This window comes from Pseudomonas sp. DNDY-54, from assembly GCF_019880365.1.
Taxonomy (GTDB): domain Bacteria; phylum Pseudomonadota; class Gammaproteobacteria; order Pseudomonadales; family Pseudomonadaceae; genus Stutzerimonas; species Stutzerimonas stutzeri_P.
On record NZ_CP082271.1, the window covers coordinates 3,215,058 to 3,234,856 of the forward strand.

The 19,799-nt window shown below is 59.1% G+C and carries 21 protein-coding genes; 12 read left to right on the top strand and 9 right to left on the bottom strand.

The window, feature by feature from the left end; genetic code table 11:
* Positions 1-134: 134 nt before the first annotated feature.
* The 5 genes from K4O48_RS14875 to rpoE are packed head-to-tail and all read right to left on the bottom strand — an operon-like array spanning position 135 to position 4,194.
* Positions 135-1,538, bottom strand: a complete 1,404-nt coding sequence (locus K4O48_RS14875; protein WP_312846506.1) for a DegQ family serine endoprotease — start codon at positions 1,536-1,538, stop codon at positions 135-137.
* Between the two features lie 47 nt (positions 1,539-1,585).
* Positions 1,586-2,032 carry a SoxR reducing system RseC family protein gene (locus K4O48_RS14880; protein WP_222909166.1) on the bottom strand — a complete coding sequence of 149 codons (447 nt, stop codon included), beginning with the start codon at positions 2,030-2,032 and terminating at the stop codon, positions 1,586-1,588.
* Positions 2,029-2,973, bottom strand: a complete 945-nt coding sequence (locus K4O48_RS14885; RefSeq protein ID WP_222909167.1) for a MucB/RseB C-terminal domain-containing protein — start codon at positions 2,971-2,973, stop codon at positions 2,029-2,031. Before K4O48_RS14885 ends, K4O48_RS14880 begins: the two co-directional genes overlap by 4 nt.
* Before the next feature lie 8 nt (positions 2,974-2,981).
* Positions 2,982-3,581, bottom strand: coding sequence for a sigma-E factor negative regulatory protein (locus tag K4O48_RS14890; RefSeq protein ID WP_222909168.1), 600 nt, complete (start codon positions 3,579-3,581; stop codon positions 2,982-2,984).
* 31 nt (positions 3,582-3,612) lie between these two features.
* The gene (gene rpoE, locus K4O48_RS14895; RefSeq protein WP_222909169.1) at positions 3,613-4,194 is read right to left on the bottom strand and encodes an RNA polymerase sigma factor RpoE; all 582 of its coding nucleotides are present in this window, start codon (positions 4,192-4,194) and stop codon (positions 3,613-3,615) included.
* Between the two features lie 349 nt (positions 4,195-4,543).
* Here rpoE and nadB point away from each other — a divergent pair, with 349 nt between their 5' ends.
* On the top strand, positions 4,544-6,157 hold the full coding sequence (gene nadB, locus K4O48_RS14900; protein WP_222909170.1) for an L-aspartate oxidase: 1,614 nt from the start codon (positions 4,544-4,546) through the stop codon (positions 6,155-6,157).
* Here the strand turns inward: nadB and K4O48_RS14905 are convergent.
* Complete coding sequence (locus K4O48_RS14905) at positions 6,126-6,581, bottom strand: protein YgfX (RefSeq protein ID WP_222909171.1); 456 nt, start codon at positions 6,579-6,581, stop codon at positions 6,126-6,128. The genes nadB and K4O48_RS14905 overlap by 32 nt on opposite strands.
* Positions 6,568-6,819, bottom strand: a complete 252-nt coding sequence (locus tag K4O48_RS14910; protein ID WP_222909172.1) for a succinate dehydrogenase assembly factor 2 — start codon at positions 6,817-6,819, stop codon at positions 6,568-6,570. The genes K4O48_RS14905 and K4O48_RS14910 overlap by 14 nt, the downstream gene beginning before the upstream one ends.
* Positions 6,820-6,973: 154 nt before the next feature.
* Between K4O48_RS14910 and K4O48_RS14915 the strand changes: the two genes are divergently transcribed.
* The 3 genes from K4O48_RS14915 to K4O48_RS14925 all read left to right on the top strand — a co-directional run bounded on the left by K4O48_RS14915 (position 6,974) and on the right by K4O48_RS14925 (position 9,513).
* Positions 6,974-7,921 carry a YgfZ/GcvT domain-containing protein gene (locus tag K4O48_RS14915; protein ID WP_222909173.1) on the top strand — a complete coding sequence of 316 codons (948 nt, stop codon included), beginning with the start codon at positions 6,974-6,976 and terminating at the stop codon, positions 7,919-7,921.
* A 47-nt stretch (positions 7,922-7,968) separates the two neighbouring features.
* The gene (locus K4O48_RS14920) at positions 7,969-8,805 is read left to right on the top strand and encodes an HDOD domain-containing protein (RefSeq protein ID WP_222909174.1); all 837 of its coding nucleotides are present in this window, start codon (positions 7,969-7,971) and stop codon (positions 8,803-8,805) included.
* 192 nt (positions 8,806-8,997) lie between these two features.
* On the top strand, positions 8,998-9,513 hold the full coding sequence (locus K4O48_RS14925) for a DUF4142 domain-containing protein (RefSeq protein WP_222909175.1): 516 nt from the start codon (positions 8,998-9,000) through the stop codon (positions 9,511-9,513).
* Between the two features lie 38 nt (positions 9,514-9,551).
* On the opposite strand, the gene ung is transcribed toward K4O48_RS14925, so the two are convergent.
* Positions 9,552-10,247, bottom strand: coding sequence for a uracil-DNA glycosylase (gene ung, locus K4O48_RS14930; RefSeq protein WP_222909176.1), 696 nt, complete (start codon positions 10,245-10,247; stop codon positions 9,552-9,554).
* Between the two features lie 223 nt (positions 10,248-10,470).
* Here ung and K4O48_RS14935 point away from each other — a divergent pair, with 223 nt between their 5' ends.
* Together K4O48_RS14935 and K4O48_RS14940 are read left to right on the top strand one after the other, a co-directional pair.
* On the top strand, positions 10,471-11,715 hold the full coding sequence (locus tag K4O48_RS14935; RefSeq protein WP_222909177.1) for an ABC transporter substrate-binding protein: 1,245 nt from the start codon (positions 10,471-10,473) through the stop codon (positions 11,713-11,715).
* Between the two features lie 252 nt (positions 11,716-11,967).
* Entirely contained in the window at positions 11,968-12,789 is an 822-nt protein-coding gene (locus K4O48_RS14940) for an enoyl-CoA hydratase (RefSeq protein ID WP_222909178.1), read from the top strand.
* Between the two features lie 113 nt (positions 12,790-12,902).
* On the opposite strand, the gene K4O48_RS14945 is transcribed toward K4O48_RS14940, so the two are convergent.
* On the bottom strand, positions 12,903-13,355 hold the full coding sequence (locus K4O48_RS14945) for a hypothetical protein (RefSeq protein ID WP_222909179.1): 453 nt from the start codon (positions 13,353-13,355) through the stop codon (positions 12,903-12,905).
* A 220-nt stretch (positions 13,356-13,575) separates the two neighbouring features.
* Between K4O48_RS14945 and rsxA the strand changes: the two genes are divergently transcribed.
* From rsxA to K4O48_RS14975, 6 genes are read left to right on the top strand one after another with little or no spacing between them, the layout of a single operon-like run.
* Positions 13,576-14,160: an electron transport complex subunit RsxA gene (gene rsxA / locus K4O48_RS14950; protein ID WP_222909180.1), complete on the top strand. Its 585-nt coding sequence runs from the start codon at positions 13,576-13,578 to the stop codon at positions 14,158-14,160.
* A complete protein-coding gene (gene rsxB, locus K4O48_RS14955) occupies positions 14,157-14,732 on the top strand; it encodes an electron transport complex subunit RsxB (protein ID WP_222909181.1) in 576 nt (191 codons plus the stop codon). The genes rsxA and rsxB overlap by 4 nt, the downstream gene beginning before the upstream one ends.
* Complete coding sequence (gene rsxC / locus K4O48_RS14960; RefSeq protein WP_222909182.1) at positions 14,729-17,236, top strand: electron transport complex subunit RsxC; 2,508 nt, start codon at positions 14,729-14,731, stop codon at positions 17,234-17,236. Before rsxB ends, rsxC begins: the two co-directional genes overlap by 4 nt.
* Positions 17,237-17,285: 49 nt before the next feature.
* Entirely contained in the window at positions 17,286-18,314 is a 1,029-nt protein-coding gene (locus K4O48_RS14965) for an RnfABCDGE type electron transport complex subunit D (RefSeq protein ID WP_222909183.1), read from the top strand.
* A gap of 1 nt (position 18,315) precedes the next feature.
* On the top strand, positions 18,316-19,086 hold the full coding sequence (gene rsxG / locus K4O48_RS14970; RefSeq protein WP_222909184.1) for an electron transport complex subunit RsxG: 771 nt from the start codon (positions 18,316-18,318) through the stop codon (positions 19,084-19,086).
* Entirely contained in the window at positions 19,083-19,796 is a 714-nt protein-coding gene (locus K4O48_RS14975) for an electron transport complex subunit E (RefSeq protein ID WP_222909185.1), read from the top strand. The genes rsxG and K4O48_RS14975 overlap by 4 nt, the downstream gene beginning before the upstream one ends.
* Positions 19,797-19,799: the final 3 nt, after the last annotated feature.

Consider the following 19,799-nt stretch of genomic DNA (forward strand, 5'->3'; position numbering starts at 1 on the left):
ATAGGTCTATTCAGCGCCACGCTGCGCCCTGGAACCGATTTTTGCACCCCAGTTGCCCGCAACACAGCGCCACCATTGGTGGTTCAAACAAAACAAAAGCGGCCACAGGCCGCTTTGTTTATCTACTGAATGATTTATTCAGCAAGCTTGAATGTTATGAAGCTCGCTCGCCCCTGACGCAACACGCGCATCGAAACCGACCGATTCTTGGGTAACTGCTCTGCAACGCGACCAAATGTCGAGACCGACTCAATCGCTTGATTGTTCAAATGGGTAATTACATCACCCGGCCGAAGACCGATCATTGCTGCCGGACCGCTCAACACTTCGGTAATCACGACGCCGCCGGGCAAGTCGAGACTGCGCTTCTGCTCAGCGGTCAGTTCCGAAACTTTTACGCCGAGCCTATTGCTGCTCTTCTCGGCGCGGCCCGAAGTTGCCGCTATCTCCTCGCCTTCTTCCGGCAAAGCGCCGATCTGGACGGTTAGCTCCTCGCGCTCTCCTTCACGGACGATGCCAAGCTCGGCCTTAGTGTTCGGCTTGATTGCGCCGATCAGGTGGGGCAGATCAGCTGACATATCAATCGTGTTCCCGTTTACGCTGAGAATTACGTCACCGACTCGAAGCCCACCTTTAGCGGCAGGCCCGCCGTCCATCACCTGCGCCACCAGCGCGCCCGCAGGGCGGTCAAGCCCGAAAGATTCGGCTAAGTCCCGGTTGACCTCCTGAATCACTACTCCGAGCCAGCCACGACTGACCTTGCCTTCGGTACGTAACTGATCAGCGACGTCCATAGCGACATCGATTGGAATGGCGAACGAGAGCCCCATGAACCCACCCGAGCGGGTGAATATCTGAGAGTTGATGCCTACCACTTCGCCCTGAAGATTAAACAGCGGCCCGCCGGAGTTACCTGGATTGATGGCAACATCAGTCTGGATGAAGGGAACGTAGCTTTCGTTTGGAAGGTTACGGCCCGTTGCACTGACGATTCCCGCCGTTACGGTATGGTCAAAGCCAAACGGTGAGCCAATCGCTAGTACCCACTCACCAGTTTTTAGAGTACTGGATTCACCAAGCTTGACGGTCGGCAGCCCCGTGGCCTCGACTTTCAGCAAGGCCACGTCGGTGCGGGGATCTGCACCGACCAGCGTGGCTTCAAGCTCACTGCGATCAGGCAGGCGGACAATTATTTCAGCAGCATCGGCAACCACGTGATTGTTGGTCAGTACGTAGCCATCCGCCGATATGATGAAGCCTGAGCCCAGAGACTGCGCTTCACGCTGCTGACCTCCCTCCGGCATGCCTGGAATGCCGTGCTCGAAAAATTCACGAAAGATTGGCGGCAGCCCTTCAAGGTCCGGTATGGGCGGGTGCGCGCCGCGGGCAGAGACTTTTTGCTTGGTGCTGATATTGATAACAGCAGGCGAGGCGCTTTCAACCAAGGGCGTAAAATCAGGCAGTTGTGCGCTGGCCACCGAGACGTGCGCCAAGCAATACAACGAAGCCAGAAAACCGAAGCAGCTATTCCGTGAAATCTTCAAATGCATTCTCCCTCGACGAAAACAAACCGGCCTTGGTTACGTCACCCCTCAGTCGCCAGCATTGCTCGCAGCACAATCGGCTGCAAGCCCGGGTCGCCTGCGGTCTGCTGGCTACGCTTCCTTACGATAAGCCACGCCACCACAAAACCGGCAATTCCCGAAAGCATCACATAAGGCTCTACAGCCGACAATTTGGACGCAACTAATGCAGAGGCGAACAGGACGATAAGCGGAAAAAGATAAACAAGTATCGCGCCGCGCAACAACACGCTCTCGCGGATGCCAACAATGACCGGGTCGCCGACGGCAAGATTGAGGTCGGAAAGAGCGCGAATCAATCCACGCCGCTCACGAACCCCGAGCCGATCCATCAGGCCCTGGCCACAGCCATTCCTTGCAGAACAGCCGGAGCAGGTGCTGACGCGTTGCGTCTCGACCCAAACTGCCCCGGGCTCGACTGCAACCACGCGGCCAGGCTCTTCGATCATCGTGCAGCCTGATCGACCCCGGACCGCATCGACAGTGCGACTCGCTCGGCAGTACCCAGGGGAACCTCGCCTACAACCGTAACCATCACGTCGCCGTCCGGCGTTGAGATACGCTTGGATACAGCCACGGTCGGTCCCATCTGGCTGCGAGCATCTTCAACGACTGCACCGTGCAAGGGCTCTAGGAACACTGAAAACCGCGCCAGGCCATCACCGTACGAGAGCCACGTTACGGTTTCGCTGGAAGCAGGGCTTGGGCGAATGTTGGAATCAAGAAGCTGGAAACCATCTGGAAGCCAATCCGAACGCCACTCGGGCGAACGGGCCTGCTGCTCTGCTTCCAGCGAAACGGGGCTGCACTCTGCCCCAGCAGCGACATCAGCGGCCTCGATGGAGTCTGGTGAGAAATGGGTGAACTGAAAACGCTCCAGCAGCTGTCCGCTCTCGTCGAGCATTAGGGACTTGAGCGGCAGTGCAGTTTCACGGTCAAGATGCAACTCGAAACCGTAACGGTGCTGATCCTGAGGGCGGATAGCCAATGCAACGGTAGGACGTCCGGCTACCCGCGATTCGCCGATTACCTGAAAGTCATACCATTCAGATAAGGCCTTCGGGTCCAGTTCCTTCTGATGCCATGGCTTGGCATCACGCACTTGAGATGCCAAGCCCTCAGCGGCACATTGAACTTTGCCATTCACCAGCACAACCTCTGCCGCCGGCCCATCCAATTGGTACAGTCGCTCGCGCAACTCCTGGCCATCAACCAACTGCCAGACTGCGTGACTCGAAAAGGTGCCATTACGCTCGTAAACGAAAGTGCCTTGGTAACTCTGTTTCTTTTCGGCTGCTGCCAAACGCTGCATCCAGGCATCAGCATCAGCAGCGAAGGCCGGCATAGACAGCCAGCCTCCGAGCACCACACATAGCGGTATAACGCGCATGTTGTTCCTTAACGATCTTCCATGCTGGCAGCACGAGCATAGGGCAGCGCGCTTTCAGAGCCGCTACCAAACGCGGCCTGCTGAGCATGTTGACGAACATATGCCGGCAACCGCTTTTCATGCCACCCATCGGCCGACACTTGAGCACCTGCTGTCTGGGCTTCGGGCGCCGACGACTCACCATTATAACCAGCCAACACAGCTGGCCCCTGAGTGGTCTGTGGCACCGCGATGCTAGGTTGAGCCGCCTGTTGCGCGATTTGAGGACCAGCAACATCACTCTGATTATATAAACGCACGCCTGCCAGCACAGCCACGGTTACCGATGCGGCAACAGCGAGACGGCCCATATTACGCCAGGCAAAACGCTGTGGCTTAACTGCGGCATGTGCCGGCTCATCGGCCAACGCCGCCGATACTGCCGACGCGATATCCAGACGAGGCTCAATCAATTCCTTGTGCATTGCGGCACGTGCGAGCTGATAGCGCGACCAGGTCGATCGCATCTCGGTTTCGCCGTCTGCGGCGAGTACTCGACGTAGTTCCAACTCGTCCGCTTCGTTATCCATCACCGCGGACAGCGATTCATGCAGGGCTTCACGACTCATGGCGGTTCCTCTCTTGGCTGTCGCCGCTGTCTCAGGATTCATGCAACAAGGGTTGCAATGCTTTATCGATGGCTTCCCGCGCCCGGAATATCCGTGAGCGGACTGTACCCACCGGACACTGCATAACATTTGCAATGTCTTCATAACTAAGACCATCAAATTCACGCAGTGTTAGAGCCGTACGTAAATCTTCTGGAAGTTGTTGGATAGTTCTGTGAACTGTGTCCTCTATCTCATCCCTTAGCAGCGAACGCTCCGGCGACTCGATATCTTTGAGCGCGTGATCACCCTCATAGAATTCGGCATCTTCGGAACTGACATCACTGTCAGGTGGCCTTCTCCCTCTAGCCACCAGATGATTCTTTGCCGTGTTAATGGCGATGCGGTACAGCCAGGTATAAAAGGCGCTGTCTCCGCGAAAGTTCGCAAGCGCACGGTAGGCTTTGATAAAAGCTTCCTGCGCCACATCCTGAGCCTCATGGGAATCATGTACGAAGCGCACGATCAACCCAAGGATCTTGTGCTGATACTTCAACACCAAAAGATCAAAAGCTCTCTTGTCCCCCCGCTGCACTCGTTCGACCAGTTGCTGGTCCTGCTCCTGGGTTAGCATAAACACTCCTCCATGACCTGGAAGGGGTGTTGCGCTCGCCTACGAGCTGACCTGCCAGAATAGACCCGGGCTTTACACAAAAGTTCTCCCCCTTCAAGCAAGCGGTCCTGCAACACACCTGACGGCATTGGCGAGCGCCTCAAAACAGATCGTTCCCGTGGCGCTCGCCTTATATCCACAGCAAAACCCAGCCGCCCACCTACCGATGGTCTGCCGGTCTGCATCCACAACTGTCTATAGAGATAGGCCTGCAAGAAAAGTTCCAAAGGTTCAGCCAGATAGAAACGGGCCGCTATTTTGCGGGCAGACGCGCCTATATACTAGGGCGCGCTTCAATGTGAGATCAGAAATGAGCCAACACTATCGATACGATGTGCTCGTCATAGGCAGCGGCGCCGCTGGTTTGACGCTAGCGCTCAAGCTCCCCGCCTCGCTCCGTATCGCCGTGTTGAGCAAAGGCGACCTGGCCAATGGTTCGACCTATTGGGCGCAAGGCGGTGTCGCCGCAGTCCTGGATAACGCAGACACGGTCGAATCTCATGTCGCCGACACGCTCGTAGCCGGTGGCGGGTTGTGCAAGGAAGAAGCCGTACGCTTCACGGTTGAACATAGCCGCGAAGCCATTGATTGGTTAATCGAGCAAGGCGTCCCGTTTACCAGGGAGGAAGCCGACCGCGAGGACGGTAGCTTCGAATACCACCTCACTCGCGAAGGCGGGCACAGCCACCGCCGCATCATCCACGCTGCAGACGCAACGGGCGCGGCGATTTTCAATACATTACTCGCGCGCGCCCAAGACAGAACCAATATCGACTTGCTGCATCAGCGCGTCGCCGTTGACCTGATCACGGAGCGGAAACTAGGGCTGGAAGGCAAGCGCTGCCTCGGCGCTTATGTGTTGGACAGGTCAACAGGCGAAGTCGACACCTTTCAGTCAAAATTCGTCGTACTCGCAACGGGCGGTGCGGCAAAGGTCTATCTCTACACCAGCAATCCGGACGGCGCATGCGGTGATGGCATTGCCATGGCCTGGCGCGCTGGTTGCCGCGTCGGCAATTTGGAATTCAATCAGTTCCACCCAACGTGCCTGTACCACCCCAAGGCAAAAAGCTTTCTTATTACCGAGGCACTACGCGGAGAAGGCGCAGTCCTCAAGCTGCCCAATGGTGATCGCTTCATGTCGCGCTTCGATGCGCGCGCTGAGCTGGCGCCACGCGACATCGTCGCCCGGGCGATCGACCATGAGATGAAGCGGCTAGGGATCGATTGTGTCTATCTTGATATCAGCCATAAACCCATCGACTTCATCAAAGCGCACTTCCCGACAGTTTATGAGCGCTGCCTGACGTTTGGGATCGATATCACTCGCGAGCCGATTCCCGTGGTGCCAGCGGCGCATTACACCTGCGGCGGGGTGCTGGTCGACCAAGCCGGCAGAACTGACTTACCCGGCCTCTATGCCATTGGCGAAACGAGCTTTACCGGCTTGCACGGCGCGAATCGCATGGCCAGCAATTCGTTGCTGGAATGCTTCGTTTATGCGCAGGCTGCGGCGCAAGACATGCTTAGCGAATTACCCACCGTCTCAACGCCGCCTCACCTACCCACATGGGATGCGAGCCAGGTCACCGATTCGGATGAAGACGTCATCATCGCCCACAACTGGGACGAGCTACGGAGATTCATGTGGGACTACGTTGGGATCGTTCGCACCAGCAAGCGCCTCGTTCGCGCTCAACACCGCGTACGTTTGCTACTCAGCGAGATCGACGAGTTCTACAGCAACTACAAAGTCAGCCGCGATTTGATTGAGCTGAGAAATCTGGCGATGGTGGCGGAGCTGATGATCCGATCGGCCATGCAGCGCAAAGAAAGCCGAGGCCTGCATTTCACTCTGGACTACCCGGAACAGTTGCCACAGGCGAAGGATACTATTCTGGTGCCGCCCACCTACGGCGACTGAACTTCAATCGAAGCCGCAACTGCCGATGCTGGTCAGGCGGCATCGCACCGTGCGGAATGCACACGCCCCGCGCGAACCAGTTGCCCGCAGCCTTGAAGCGCAAGATAACGACCAGCGGCAGCGCAATGCTATCGGGGCGCAACTGGACAGGCTGCCAACCCGTACGCCGACTCCAAAGGGACCATCCAGACTGATCATGGCGCAGGCCGAGCCAGGACGAGCCGCGACACAGCAAGATGTGCAACGGTATCGCCCAGACGGCATGCAGCAGACAGAGCAGAATACCGACCAACGTAAGCCAGGGCGGAACCGGCAATATCAGCAATCCCGCGATAGCCAGGAAGCACAGAGCTCCATAAAGCGCCAGCAGTAGGCCCGACTTCCCCCAGCGGCATTCGAAGGTGTGATTATCAAGGCTGGACACGGTCGAGGATCATGCGAACCATGTAGCGCAAATCTTCATCGTCCGGTTCGGCGCGCTCCATGAACCAGCCAAACATATCCTGATCTTCACAGCTCAGCAGTTTGCGGTAACGGCGCTGATCCTCTTCATTTAATTGCGGATAGACCTCTTTGACGAAAGGCACCAGCAGCACGTCCAATTCAAGCATGCCACGGCGGCTTTGCCAGAACAGGCGGTTGAGTTCGGATTGTTCGACCATGCAAGTGCTCCTGAGTTGAAGCCCCGGATTATAGCGACTGACGCAGCGAGCCGGCACGTTCATTAAAAGGCGACATCGAGTGTCAGCTGGCGCACGCTCTGTTTCGTCAGCCTCCTGCTATGATGCCGGTCCGGATTCTTCACGGCGACCCGTCATGACCGACACTGCTTTTTTCTGCGTCTTGTCGCACGAAGGCATCCTGGCCGTACGCGGCCCGGACGCAGCCAAGTTTCTGCAGGGACAACTAACCTGCAACCTTAATTACCTGAATGCCCAGCAATCGAGCCTCGGCGCGCGCTGCACTCCCAAAGGCCGTATGCAATCGAGCTTCCGCATTTTGCCGGAAGGGGATGGCTACCTGCTGGCGATGGACCGTGAGCTGGTCCAGACGCAACTCAGTGATTTATCCAAGTACGCCGCATTTTCAAAATCCAAGCTGAATGACGAGAGTGCCGATTGGGTTCGCTTCGGGATAAGTGGCGGGGACGGCGCCCTGGTAAGTCTGGGTCTGGATCTACCACAGGCAGCCGACCAGGTCGTCACTGGCCACGGACTGATCGCGATTCGCCTTTCAGATGGACGTGTCGAGCTCTGGACACGCGCGGCGGAAGTCGAAACGACTCGACTGCGGTTAGCCGCTCAGCTTCCCGAAGCGTTGATTGATCGCTGGCTGCTGGCACAGATTCGCGCTGGCATTGGCCAGGTCGTCGCCTCCACCCGCGAGCTATTCATTCCACAGATGATAAATCTCCAAGCGCTGGGCGGCGTCAGCTTCAAGAAAGGCTGCTATACCGGCCAGGAAATCGTCGCGCGGATGCAATATCTCGGCAAGTTGAAACGCCGGCTGCACCGCCTTGCTGCGCAAGGCACCGATATCGAAGTGCCCGCCCCGGGACTCGACCTGTACTCGCCGACTCACGGTTCCAGCGTGGGCGAAGTCGTGCTGGCCGCAAGCGCGGAAGGCTCATTAGAGCTCCTCGCCGTGCTCCAGGAAGATGCAGCAGCCGATGGCCGGATATTCCTCGGCTCGCCGGATGGCCCTCCGCTTACTTTGCTCACTCTGCCGTACACGCTAGACGCGGACCGAGAAATCCAGCGCTAGCGCCCACTTTAGCCAAGCCCAACACAGAATCATCGATAAGGAACGACATGAGCACTCTTGCCGATAAGGTCCAGCAGGAACTGATGCAGGCGATCGAAAACGACCAGCTGGTTCTGCCAACGCTCCCGGAAGTGGCACTACGCGTCCGTGAAGCGGCCGAAGATCCGGACGTAAGCATCCCGACGCTGGCGAAGGTGATTGGTAACGACACCGCACTGACCGCTCGCATCATCAAAGTGGTCAATAGCCCACTGCTTCGCACCAATCGGGAAATCAACGACCTTCAGATGGCTATCAGCCGCCTGGGCATCAACTACACGTCCAACCTGGCGACCGGCCTCGCCATGGAGCAAATGTTCCAAGCCACCACCGACGTGGTAGATCGCAAGATGCGCGAGGTCTGGAACAAAAGCACGGAAATCGCCGCCATCAGCCATGTGCTGTGCCGAAATTTTACTCGCCTGCCGGCTGACCAGGCGACGCTCGCAGGGCTGGTTCACCAGATCGGCGTACTGCCGATCCTCACTTACGCAGAAGAGCACAGCGAGCTACTCAGCGATTCCATAAGCCTCAACCACGTTATTGACCGCATTCATCCCGTTCTTGGCGAAAAGATTCTCCGCACGTGGGAATTCCCCGATGCGATCGCATCCGTACCGGGCCAACACCTGAATTTTTCGCGCGTCTCCGAAAAAGTGGATTACGTGGACGTCGTCCAGGTTGCGACACTTCAAAGCTATATCGGCACCTCGCACCCGTATACCCAGCTCGACTGGAACCAAATTCCCGCGTTTGCCAGGCTTGGACTCGACCCGAACACCTTGCTCCAAGAGGACGAAGATCTTTCCGCCGCAATGGACGCTGCGATGAACATGCTGCAGTAAAACCCCACGGGTGCCGTTCGGCACCCGTTCCCTGCTCTATTGCAACTCCCCCCGCCCCGACCGCTCGCCCTAGTCGAGGGAACCGCCACTTCCCGCTCCAGTCACAAAATAGACGGCATCTTGCCGCATCATGCTAGTGCCGCCTGGCCGTGCCTCGGCACCGCACCAGCTTGTTTATCTTGAAGGAGAACAATGATGACGACTAAAGCGTTCCTCTCGGGTACCGCAGCCGTGTTGTTTGGTGTGGCTGCGAATTTCGCGCTGGCCGCAGAAGGCGAAAATTTTGTAGACGAAGCGTCAGCGAAGGGCATGGCGGAAATCGAAACCGCCAAGCTTGCGCTGGACAAAGGCACCGCCGAGGACGTTAAGACCTTCGCTCAAAAGATGATTGACGACCACACCAAGGCGAACCAGAAGCTCGCCGAGCTTGCCGGCCAACATGAAGACTTGGAAATGTCCGACGAAGCGACGCTGATGGACAAGGCCAAAGCCATGATCCTGCAGCTGCGGGACGGTGAGAATTTCGACCAGGCCTATGCGAATAATCAGGTGACGGCGCACGAGCAGACCATTGAGCTGTATCGAGAGTATGCCCAGAACGGTGAGAACGCCGAACTCAAGAAGTTCGCTGAATCGACACTTAAGGAACTCGAGCAACACCTGCAGAAAGCGCAGGAACTTGCCGCAAGCCACGGCGGAAATCAGTAAACACCCCACGACTGGCGCCGCGATCGCGACGCCAGTCATCAAACCTCCGCAGGCAGTTTCCAGTCAATCGGTGCCAGCCCCTGCTGTTTGAGAAACTGGTTGGTCCGGCTGAAGTGCCCATTACCGATAAAGCCCCGATGTGCGGACAAGGGCGAAGGATGGACCGACTTGAGCAACAGATGCTTGGTAGGGTCGATCAGCTTTGCCTTGCTCTGAGCGTGAGCGCCCCAGAGCATGAACACAACGTTCGATCGTCTTTCGCTAACGACCTCGATAATCCTGTCGGTAAGCTGCTGCCAGCCCATCTTGGCGTGCGACCCAGCCATCCCCTGCTCCACTGTCAGCGATGTGTTAAGCATTAGCACACCTTGATCCGCCCAATGCTGCAAATAGCCGTGGCCGGGGATATCCAAGTTAAGGTCGCGCTTGAGCTCCTTGAAAATGTTCTGCAACGACGGCGGCGGCGCGATGCCCGGCTGTACCGAAAAACATAATCCGTGTGCCTGCCCAGCGCCGTGGTATGGATCCTGCCCGAGAATGACCACCCGGACTTGGTCCAGCGGAATGGAATTCAACGCATTGAATATCAGCGGGCCCGGCGGGTAGATGATCTTTCCGGCTGCCTTTTCGCGCCGTAGAAACGCACTCAGCTCCTGCATGTAGGGCTGTTCGAACTCATTTCTCAGAGCCGCTTTCCACGAGCTTTCGAGTTTGATGCGATCACCGTGATTCATGGGGCTGCCCTGAAATGCCGAGGCGCTGAACCCTAAGGAAAGGATGCAGGCGAGTCAATGACGGGGCGGACCACCGCAAGACGGCCAAGTTCTCCTTAAAACGTCGACCCTTTCACAGTTGAGCAACAAACCACCCCTGCCCGACGAATGAGTACGTGACGCATAGTCGCAGGCGGCAGTAAAAATGCTTCTCGCCAACAAAAATTACAACAAGGAATCAGCAATGAAACGGACTGCACTCCTCGCTCTTGGGCTGGGGTTTTGTCTGGCAGTTGAAGCTGCCGATCCGATAACCCTCGGGCTCAACTATCCCCGCACCGGTAGCTACAAGGAAGAAGGCCTCTCGCAAATGCGCGGCGCTCTTCTGGCTATCGAAGAAATCAATGCTAACGGCGGCGTTCTGGGCCGGCCCTTGAAACTGTCTACACGCAATTCGGCATCGCGACCGGAAAAGGCCGTAGCCAATGTCGACAAGCTGGCCGATGAAGGCGCTGCAATGCTGTTCGGCGGCGCCTCAAGTGCGGTAGCCATCGCAGCAGGAAAGCGCGCTAAAGAGCGCGGCCTGCTCTACTTCGGCACCCTCACCTACTCTAACGATACGACGGGCAAAGACGCGCATCGCTACATGTTTCGCGAATGCAACAACGCCTGGATGAGCGCAAAGGTGCTTGGCCAATACCTGAACCTGCACTTTCCCAACAAGCGCTACTTCTACATCACGTCGGATTACACCTGGGGCCACACAAGCGAGAGCTCGCTTCGCCAGGCCACCAGCACGCAAGACAGCAACCAGCACCCGGGCATCCGTACCGCATTTCCTGGCGCACGGCTATCCGATTATCGTGCGGCGTTGACTGAGGTGGCTCAGAGCGAGGCCGAGGTGCTAGTTCTGGTGCTGTTCGGTGAAGACTTGGTGCGGGCGATGCGGATCGCTGATGAACTTGGCCTGAACAAGAAAATGCAGGTCGCCGTCCCGAACCTTACCCAAAACATGGTTGAGACCGCGGGTCCGGACATCATGCGCGGTGTCCTCGGCACCGAACCTTGGACGTGGCGCGTACCCGCCCTGGAAGGCTCCGTCGCCGGTCAGAAATTCGTTGAGAACTATGATGAGCGCTACCAGATTCATCCCTCCAGCTCTGCGGCATCGGCCTACAGCATCGTCTATCAATGGGCAGACGCGGCCACCCGTGCACGCAGCCTGGACAGCGAGCGGATCATCGCAGCACTCGAAGGCCATCGTTACAGCCTGCTGAAGGACGAGCAGCAATGGCGTACGTTCGATCACCAGAACGTGCAGACGGTCTATGCGGTGAAGGTCAAACCACGCGAGGAAGTGCTCAAGGATCGGTTCAAGCAGGACTACTTCGAGATCGTTCACCGCCTGACCGGTGAGCAGGCCGCACCATCACTCGCCGAATGGCAGGCCGAACGTCGCGCGGGCGGCAAGACGCTGGCCTTGCAATAATCAACGAAACAAGCGGCCTGAGCCTCCAGGCCGCTGCAACACTCATCGAGCCTCCCACCTGTCATCAAGCTGTCGTGCTCCTGCCGCGACAGCCGCTCCCGAGCACCCTCGAACAATCCCATCATCGACGGATGCCTCGCGCCTAAACTCTGCGTGTTCGTAAGCGGCGACATCGCAACTGCCATGCAACACACGGGCTATTCGCGCATCTGATGCAAGACGTCGCACACACTTGATGAGGATGGCTATCCCATGAGCACGACCGCAGTAGAACCCTACAAATCCGGCGTTTTCGACCTTACCCACAAACTGACCGTCGAGAAGCATGGGCATACCGCGCTGATAACCGTCAATCACCCACCTGCCAATACATGGGATCGCGAATCTTTGATCGGTCTCGCGCAGGTTGTCGAACATCTGAATCATGACGACGAGGTGTATGCACTGGTCATCACCGGCCAGGGTGAGAAGTTCTTCAGCGCCGGTGCGGATCTCAAGCTTTTCGCAGATGGCGACCGGGTTCGGGCGCGCGAAATGGCAAAGCGTTTCGGTGATGCTTTCGAGGCCTTGCGCGGGTTCCGCGGAGTATCAATCGCCGCGATCAACGGCTTCGCCCTGGGTGGTGGACTTGAGTGCGCGCTGGCATGCGATATCCGCATTTCCGAACGACAAGCCCAGCTCGGCCTGCCGGAAGCCTCAGTCGGTTTGCTGCCATGCGCTGGCGGTACTCAGGCGCTCGCCTGGCTGGTGGGAGAAGGCTGGGCGAAGCGAATGATCCTCTGCGGCGAGCGCGTAACGGCAGACACCGCCCTGCGTATCGGCCTAGTCGAGCAGGTCGTCGAACCAGGGGAGGCGCGAGGCCATGCGCTGTTGCTGGCTTCTCGCGTTGCACGCCAGAGTCCTGTCGCGGTACGCACAATCAAACCACTTATCGACTCGATGTGCCGCCGAGGCCCGGCCAGCCTCGCTGCAGCCGAACGTGAAGCGTTCGTCGATTTGTTCGATGCCGAAGACACGCTGGAAGGCGTCAATGCCTTTCTCGAGAAGCGTGATCCACGCTGGCGAAACCGCTAAACGTAGCCTGAATAAACTAAAGGCGCCCCGAGTATTTGCAGCCCTCGGCGCGCCTTCTCTGCGCCAGCCTAAACAAAGGCTGGCGGTGAACCAACAAAATGGCCGCCAGTGGCCTATCGGTGATGGTAGTGACGGCGGCCGTTGTAGTCTCGGCGCTGGTGCATTCTGTAGTCGCGGCCATCGCGGACCACTGGAGGCCGGCCGAAGCTGTTCGGATGGTCGCGGCGCCAGCGCTGCGGCCGGTCAACCCTTGATTTTCCCCGATTGTCCCAGCGCTGAAACTGGCCGATTTCACCACGACGCTGGTGATTCCAACGCTGGCGATCTGACCCCCTGTGACGATCATAATATTGGGGTGGCAGCTGGCCCTGATAGCGCGGCGGCAGGTTCTGAGGATATTGTCTGTGCTGCGGATAGGGACTGCGCGGATCGTACTGATACGAGCGGCTCTCGACGCGATAGCTGCCGCCATCTGGCTGGTAGAACCATACGCCGCCCCGCGAGTCTGCGCCTGCCTGAGCGGTGAGACCCAAACCCAGCAAAAGTAACGCTACGCGAATTTTCATCGGATACCTCCAACGGCCGCTCTGCCTGTAGCTGCAGCCTGCCTCATAAGACCACGGCGCAGGGCTGACGGGCATTTGATCGGACATATGGCGCATTTCCATATGTGTCAGCAGCCGCCGCGCAGCACACCGGACCGTCGCGGCCTTGTACGGCCGCCGTCGCTTCCCGATAATAGCGGCCTTTTAGCCTCGGCTCATGCAGAGCGCACAGGAACCCGCGATGACCGAACTCGCCCTGATCATGGTTAGCGCCATCCTGGTCAATAACTTCGTGCTGGTGCAGTTTCTCGGTCTGTGCCCGTTCATGGGGGTTTCGAAGAAAATCGAAACCGCAATCGGCCTCTCCCTGGCCACGACCTTCGTTCTTACGCTCGCTGCAATGTGCAGTTATATCGTCCAGCAATACGTGCTGAAGCCGCTGGACCTTGAGTTCCTCCGTACGATCAGCTTCATTCTGGTGATCGCTGTCGTAGTGCAGTTCACGGAAATGGTGGTGAACAAGACCAGTCCGTTGCTGTACCGCGTACTGGGAATCTTCCTCCCGCTAATTACCACCAACTGCATCGTGCTCGGCGTCGCGCTGCTGAACGCCAACAAAACCGAGTTCACCTTCCTCACCGCCACGGCCAACGGCTTCGCCGCCGGCTTGGGTTTTTCCCTGGTATTGGTGCTGTTCGCCGCGATGCGTGAGCGCATCGCCATTGCTGACGTCCCCCGCTCATTCCAGGGCGCGGCCATCGGTATGGTCACGGCCGGTTTGATGTCGCTGGCGTTCATGGGCTTCAGCGGGTTGATCAAGCTATGAGTCTGGTCGTTATAGCCGTACTCGCATTGCTGGCGCTGTGCCTGGTGTGCGGTGCCATTCTCGGGTTTGCCGCCGTGCGCTTTCGCGTAGAGGGTGACCCGATTGCCGACCAGATCAACCAGTTACTGCCGCAAACACAGTGCGGCCAGTGTGGTTATCCGGGGTGCAAGCCCTATGCCGAGGCGATCGCCGGCGGTGACAAGATTAATAAATGCCCCCCTGGCGGTGAGTCGACCATCCAGGCTTTGGCCGATCTGCTCGATGTTGAGCCCGAACCGCTGGATGCCGCAGAAGGTGAAGTGCCTCCCCGCGTCGCTTATATCCGTGAGGCCGAATGCATTGGCTGCACCAAGTGCATTCAGGCCTGCCCGGTAGACGCCATCGTTGGCGCCGCCAAGCAGATGCACACGGTCATCGTCTCCGAATGCACGGGCTGTGACCTATGCGTAGATCCGTGCCCGGTGGACTGCATCGACATGATCGACGTCGGCAGCAACCTGCAGAGCTGGAAGTGGGACAAGCCGTTGATGCCGGGCCAACTGATTGCCAGTGACCGGGAGCAGGCCGCATGACGTCGCTTAACACCTGGGATATCCACGGCGGAATTCATCCGCCGGAGCGCAAAGAGCTCTCCAACCGCACCCCGATTCAGCAGCCGCCGCTACCCGCCCGACTGGTAGTACCGCTCGCCCAGCATCTCGGCGCCCCCGCCGAACCCTGCGTCACGCTTGGTGAGCACGTGCTCAAGGGGCAGAAGATTGCCGAGGCCACGGGCTTCGTCAGCGCACCGATCCATGCCCCCACCTCCGGGACCATTAGCTTCATCGGGCCGCAACCCTACCCTCATGTTTCTGGCATGCTCAATGCGGCCATCGTCATTGTCAGCGATGGGCAAGACGAATGGATCGATCTACAGCCGCAAACGGATTACCGGGCCATGCTGCCAGCGATGCTGCTGGAGCTGATCCGCGACGCAGGAATCAGCGGCCTCGGCGGCGCCGGCTTCCCTACTGCCGTCAAGCTGACATCCCAGCCCGCTCGAAAGGTCCGGGCGCTGATCATCAACGGCACCGAATGCGAGCCCTATATCACCGCCGATGATCTATTGATGCGCGAGAAGGCCGCCGAGCTCGTCGCCGGCATCGAGATACTCGCGCACCTGATCCAGCCGGATCAGGTCCTGATCGGAATCGAAGACAACAAGCCCGAAGCTATCGAAGCCGTAAGAGCCGCGATCGGCGAGCGTGATTTTCTGCTCAAGGCGTTCCCTACAAAATATCCTTCGGGTGGCGAAAAGCAGCTGATCCAGATTCTGACCGGCGAAGAAGTGCCCAGTGGTGGCCTACCGGCGGATATCGGCATGCTCTGTCAGAACGTCGGCACCTGCGTGGCGGTTCATGACGCCGTGCTGCTCGGCAAGCCGCTCATTTCACGCATTACCACCCTGACGGGCGAAGCCCTGACTCGCCCGATGAACGTCGAAGCGTTGATAGGCACGCCGGTGGCGGACCTGCTCGCATTTGCAGGGCTCGACAGTAGCAAGCTCAACCGGCTCATCATGGGCGGGCCGATGATGGGCTTTACCCTGCCGTCGATGGACGTGCCGCTAATCAAGACCACCAACTGTCTGCTCGCCAGCACTCTGGTCGAGTTGCCGCCACCTCCTCCTGCGTTGCCCTGCATTCGCTGCGGCGAATGTGCAGAGGCCTGTCCAGCCAGCCTGTTGCCGCAACAGCTGCATTTCTTCGCGCTGGGCCAGGAGCATGAGCAGCTCAAAGCGTACAACCTGTTCGACTGTATCGAATGCGGCGCCTGTGCCTATGTCTGCCCGTCGAGTATTCCGCTCGTGCAGTACTACCGCGCCGCCAAGGGTGATATCCGCGCGCTGGAGCAAAAGCAGCAAAAGGCTGAACACTCCAAGCAGCGTTTCGAACTCCGCCAAGAACGCCTGCGACGCGCCGAGGAGCAGAAGGAAGCCGATCGCAAGGCCCGTGCCGAGCGCGCCGCTCGCGCAAAAGCAGCACAGGCTGAGACGAGCTCAACGGCCAGTCAGGACGATTCGGTTGCCCGCGTTCAGGCAACTAAAGCCGGACTCTCCGACGAGCAGAAGAAACTCAAGATCGAAGCGAGCATGGCTCAGGTCGCCCTGAAGAAAGCGGAGAAACAGCTCGCCGCTCATGCAACGCCTGAGCTCGAATCTCAGGTGACCGAACTGCGCGAGGCCGCCGCCCAAGCACAGCAAGCACTGGATAAGGCCATCGCGGCTGCCCCCCCTACGCAAGCCCTGTCGCCCCCTGCGAACGATGACGTCGCGAAGAAGGCCAAGATCGAAGCGGCGATGCTTCGCGCGCAGGTGCGCAAGCTGGAGAAGCTTGAGAGCCTCGATGCCGACCAGCAGACCGAGCTGAGCCGTCTTCAAACTCAACTCGCCACGGCCGAGCAGGCATTGGCCAATGCACAGACGCCAGCCGCGGCACCGGCCAAACCGGCGCATGACGAGGCGCTGAAGAAAGCCAAGATCGAGGCAGCCATGCTCCGCGCACAGGTGCGCAAGTTGGAGAAGCTCGACAGCCTTGATGGCGAGCAGCAGGCCGAGTTGGACCGCCTGCAAGAGCAGCTCGACGCGGCCGAACGGACCCTGGCAACTGCGCAGGGCAGCACACCCGCTGCTGCTGCGGTCAAATCCGCGGGTGACGACGCATTGAAGAAAGCCAAGATCGAAGTGGCGATGAAGCGGGCTGAACTCAGGAAAGCCGAGAAGGCCGGCGCCGAGGCAGCCGACCTTAGCAAGCTCCGTGACGGGCTAGCCAGTGCCGAGAAGGCGCTGCACGACGTCGAAGCGACCGCCAGCAAACCTGCTCCAGAATTGATACGTGGCGACAAACAGCCAGTGAACGAACTGACCCGGGCACTCAAGACTGACGTCGCCTTCGCCCGCGCCGACCTGCGCAAGCTTGAGCGCGATGAGACCAGCGCAGCCAATGCGATCGAAGCTGCCCGGGCTCGGCTGAGCGAGGCCGAACGCAAACTACAGGAACACACCGACTCCACACGGATGGACGCGCCTCAGGCGTGACCATCGGCGCGTCATCAACCGCCTACACCAGCATTCCACCGGAGAGCCAATGGCCCTGCCCCGCATCACCTCACCGCATACCACCGGCAACAACCGCACCCAGCGGGTCATGTTGCTGGTGCTGGCGGCTACGCTGCCCGGTGCGATCGTACTGACCTGGCTGTATGGCGTCGGCACACTGATCAATCTGGCATGGGCGAGTGCCGTGGCGCTAGGCTGCGAAGCGCTGATCCTCAAACTACGGCAGCGCCCTGTGCAGTTCTTCCTACGCGATGGCAGCGCACTGGTCACCGCCGTGTTGCTTGCTCTGGCGCTGCCACCCTACTCACCCTGGTGGCTGACGCTAATCGCCACCGGCAGCGCGGTGATTTTTGGTAAGCAGCTTTACGGCGGCCTGGGGCAGAACCCGTTCAACCCGGCGATGATCGGCTACGTCGTAGTGCTGGTGTCCTTCCCCGTGGAAATGACCACCTGGCCGGTGCCGCACAGCGTTGGACTCAGCGCCGGCTTGCAACACATCCTCGGCATCGCCTCGCTGCCCGACGGCTGGACCCAGGCTACGGCGCTCGACCTCCTCAAAGTTAACAAGAGCCTGACCATTGACGAGCTCTGGGCCAACCCGGCCTTTGGACATTTCGGCGGCATCGGCTCGGAAGTGGTCAACCTGGCCTTTCTCGCCGGCGGGCTGTTTTTGCTGCACAAACGACTGTTCAGCTGGCATGCACCTGTCGGTATGCTCGCGGCCCTGGCGCTAATTAGCCTGCTGTTCTGGAATGGATCAGGGTCAGACAGTCATGGATCGCCGTTATTTCACCTGCTCAGCGGCGCAACCATGCTTGGCGCCTTCTTCATCGTGACGGACCCGGTGAGCGGTGCCACCAGCAACCAGGGCCGGCTGATCTTTGGCGCCGGTGTCGGCATCCTCGTCTACGTCATTCGCGCCTGGGGCGGCTATCCGGATGCCGTGGCGTTCGCCGTATTGCTGATGAACCTCTCCGCACCGACCATCGACTACTACACCCGTCCGCGCACCTATGGCCACCGCAAGGCCGAGCGCGGCTTCAAGCTGGGCGAATGACATGATCCTTCCTGAACTCAGCCGCTCGATGTTCAAGAACAGCCTGGTGCTGGGCCTGTTCGCGGTGGTGACTGTAGGTGCCGTGACGATGCTGCAGCAGTTCACTGCCGAGCGTATCCAGGCATCCGAACGCGCCGCGCAACTGCGCGCGCTGAACGAAATCCTGCCCCGCGACAGCTACGACAATCAGTTGCTCGATAACAGCATCGAGATACACGACCCGCTGCTGGGCACGCGCCAGCCACTCGCCGCCTATATCGCCCGCAAGGACGGCAAGCCCAGTGCAGTGATTCTCCAGGCCGTCGCACCAGACGGGTACAGCGGAGCGATACATCTGCTCGTCGGCGTCCAGGCGGATGGAAAAATCGCCGGTGTCCGCGTAGTCAACCATCGCGAAACGCCTGGCCTGGGCGACAAAATCGAACTGGCGAAAAGCCAATGGATACGCAGCTTCGACAACCGTTCGCTGAGTGATCCAGGCGAATCCGGCTGGGCCGTGAAAAAAGATCGCGGTGACTTTGACCAGTTTGCCGGCGCCACCATCACCCCCCGGGCCGTGGTCGGCGCGGTACACCGCGCCCTGCAGTATTTCGACGCGCATAAGGCCGATCTGCTCAGTACTGACGGCGGTCCTGTTGCCCCGGAGCGAGCCTTGGAAAGCGTGACAGAGCCCGCGCAAGTGACGACCCATTCCCGGGCCGGAGCCGCCGCGACCCGTGACGCATTACAGGTCGACAATCCTCAGCCCGCGCAGAAAGGCCCAACACCATGAGCAATCCCAGCTATCGCGAACTGAGCGTCAATGGCTTGTGGAAGAACAACCCGGCACTGGTGCAGCTGCTGGGGCTCTGTCCACTGCTGGGCGTCAGCAACTCGGCAGTCAATGCCATAGGGCTTGGACTGGCGACGGCGCTGGTGCTGATCTGCTCGAACATCGGCGTTTCGTTGGTGCGGGGCGTCGTCAACACCGCCGTGCGCCTACCGGCCTTCGTCATGATCATCGCCGCGCTGACCACCTGCATCGAGCTGCTGATGCAGGCCTATACCTATGAGCTGTACCAAATCCTTGGCATCTTCATCCCGCTGATCACCACTAACTGCGTAATTCTCGGCCGCGCCGATGGTTTTGCTGCCAAACACAACCCGCTAATCGCCGCCTTCGACGGATTGGTCATGGGGTTGGGTTTTGCATTGGTGCTGGTAGTCCTGGGAGGGCTGCGAGAACTGCTCGGAACCGGTGCGCTGTTTGCCAATATGCATCTGCTGTTCGGCCCGGTGGCCGCCGACTGGCAGATCATCCTGTTCAACGATTACACAGGCTTTCTGCTGGCGATTCTCCCTCCCGGGGCATTCATCGTGCTCGGCCTGTTGATCGCATTGAAGAACAGCATCGACCAGCGTCTGGCTGAACGCGCCAAGGCCCGACAGCCGATGGAGCCGGTACAAAGTCGTCGCGTGCGCGTTACCGGCGTGATCGAATGATGG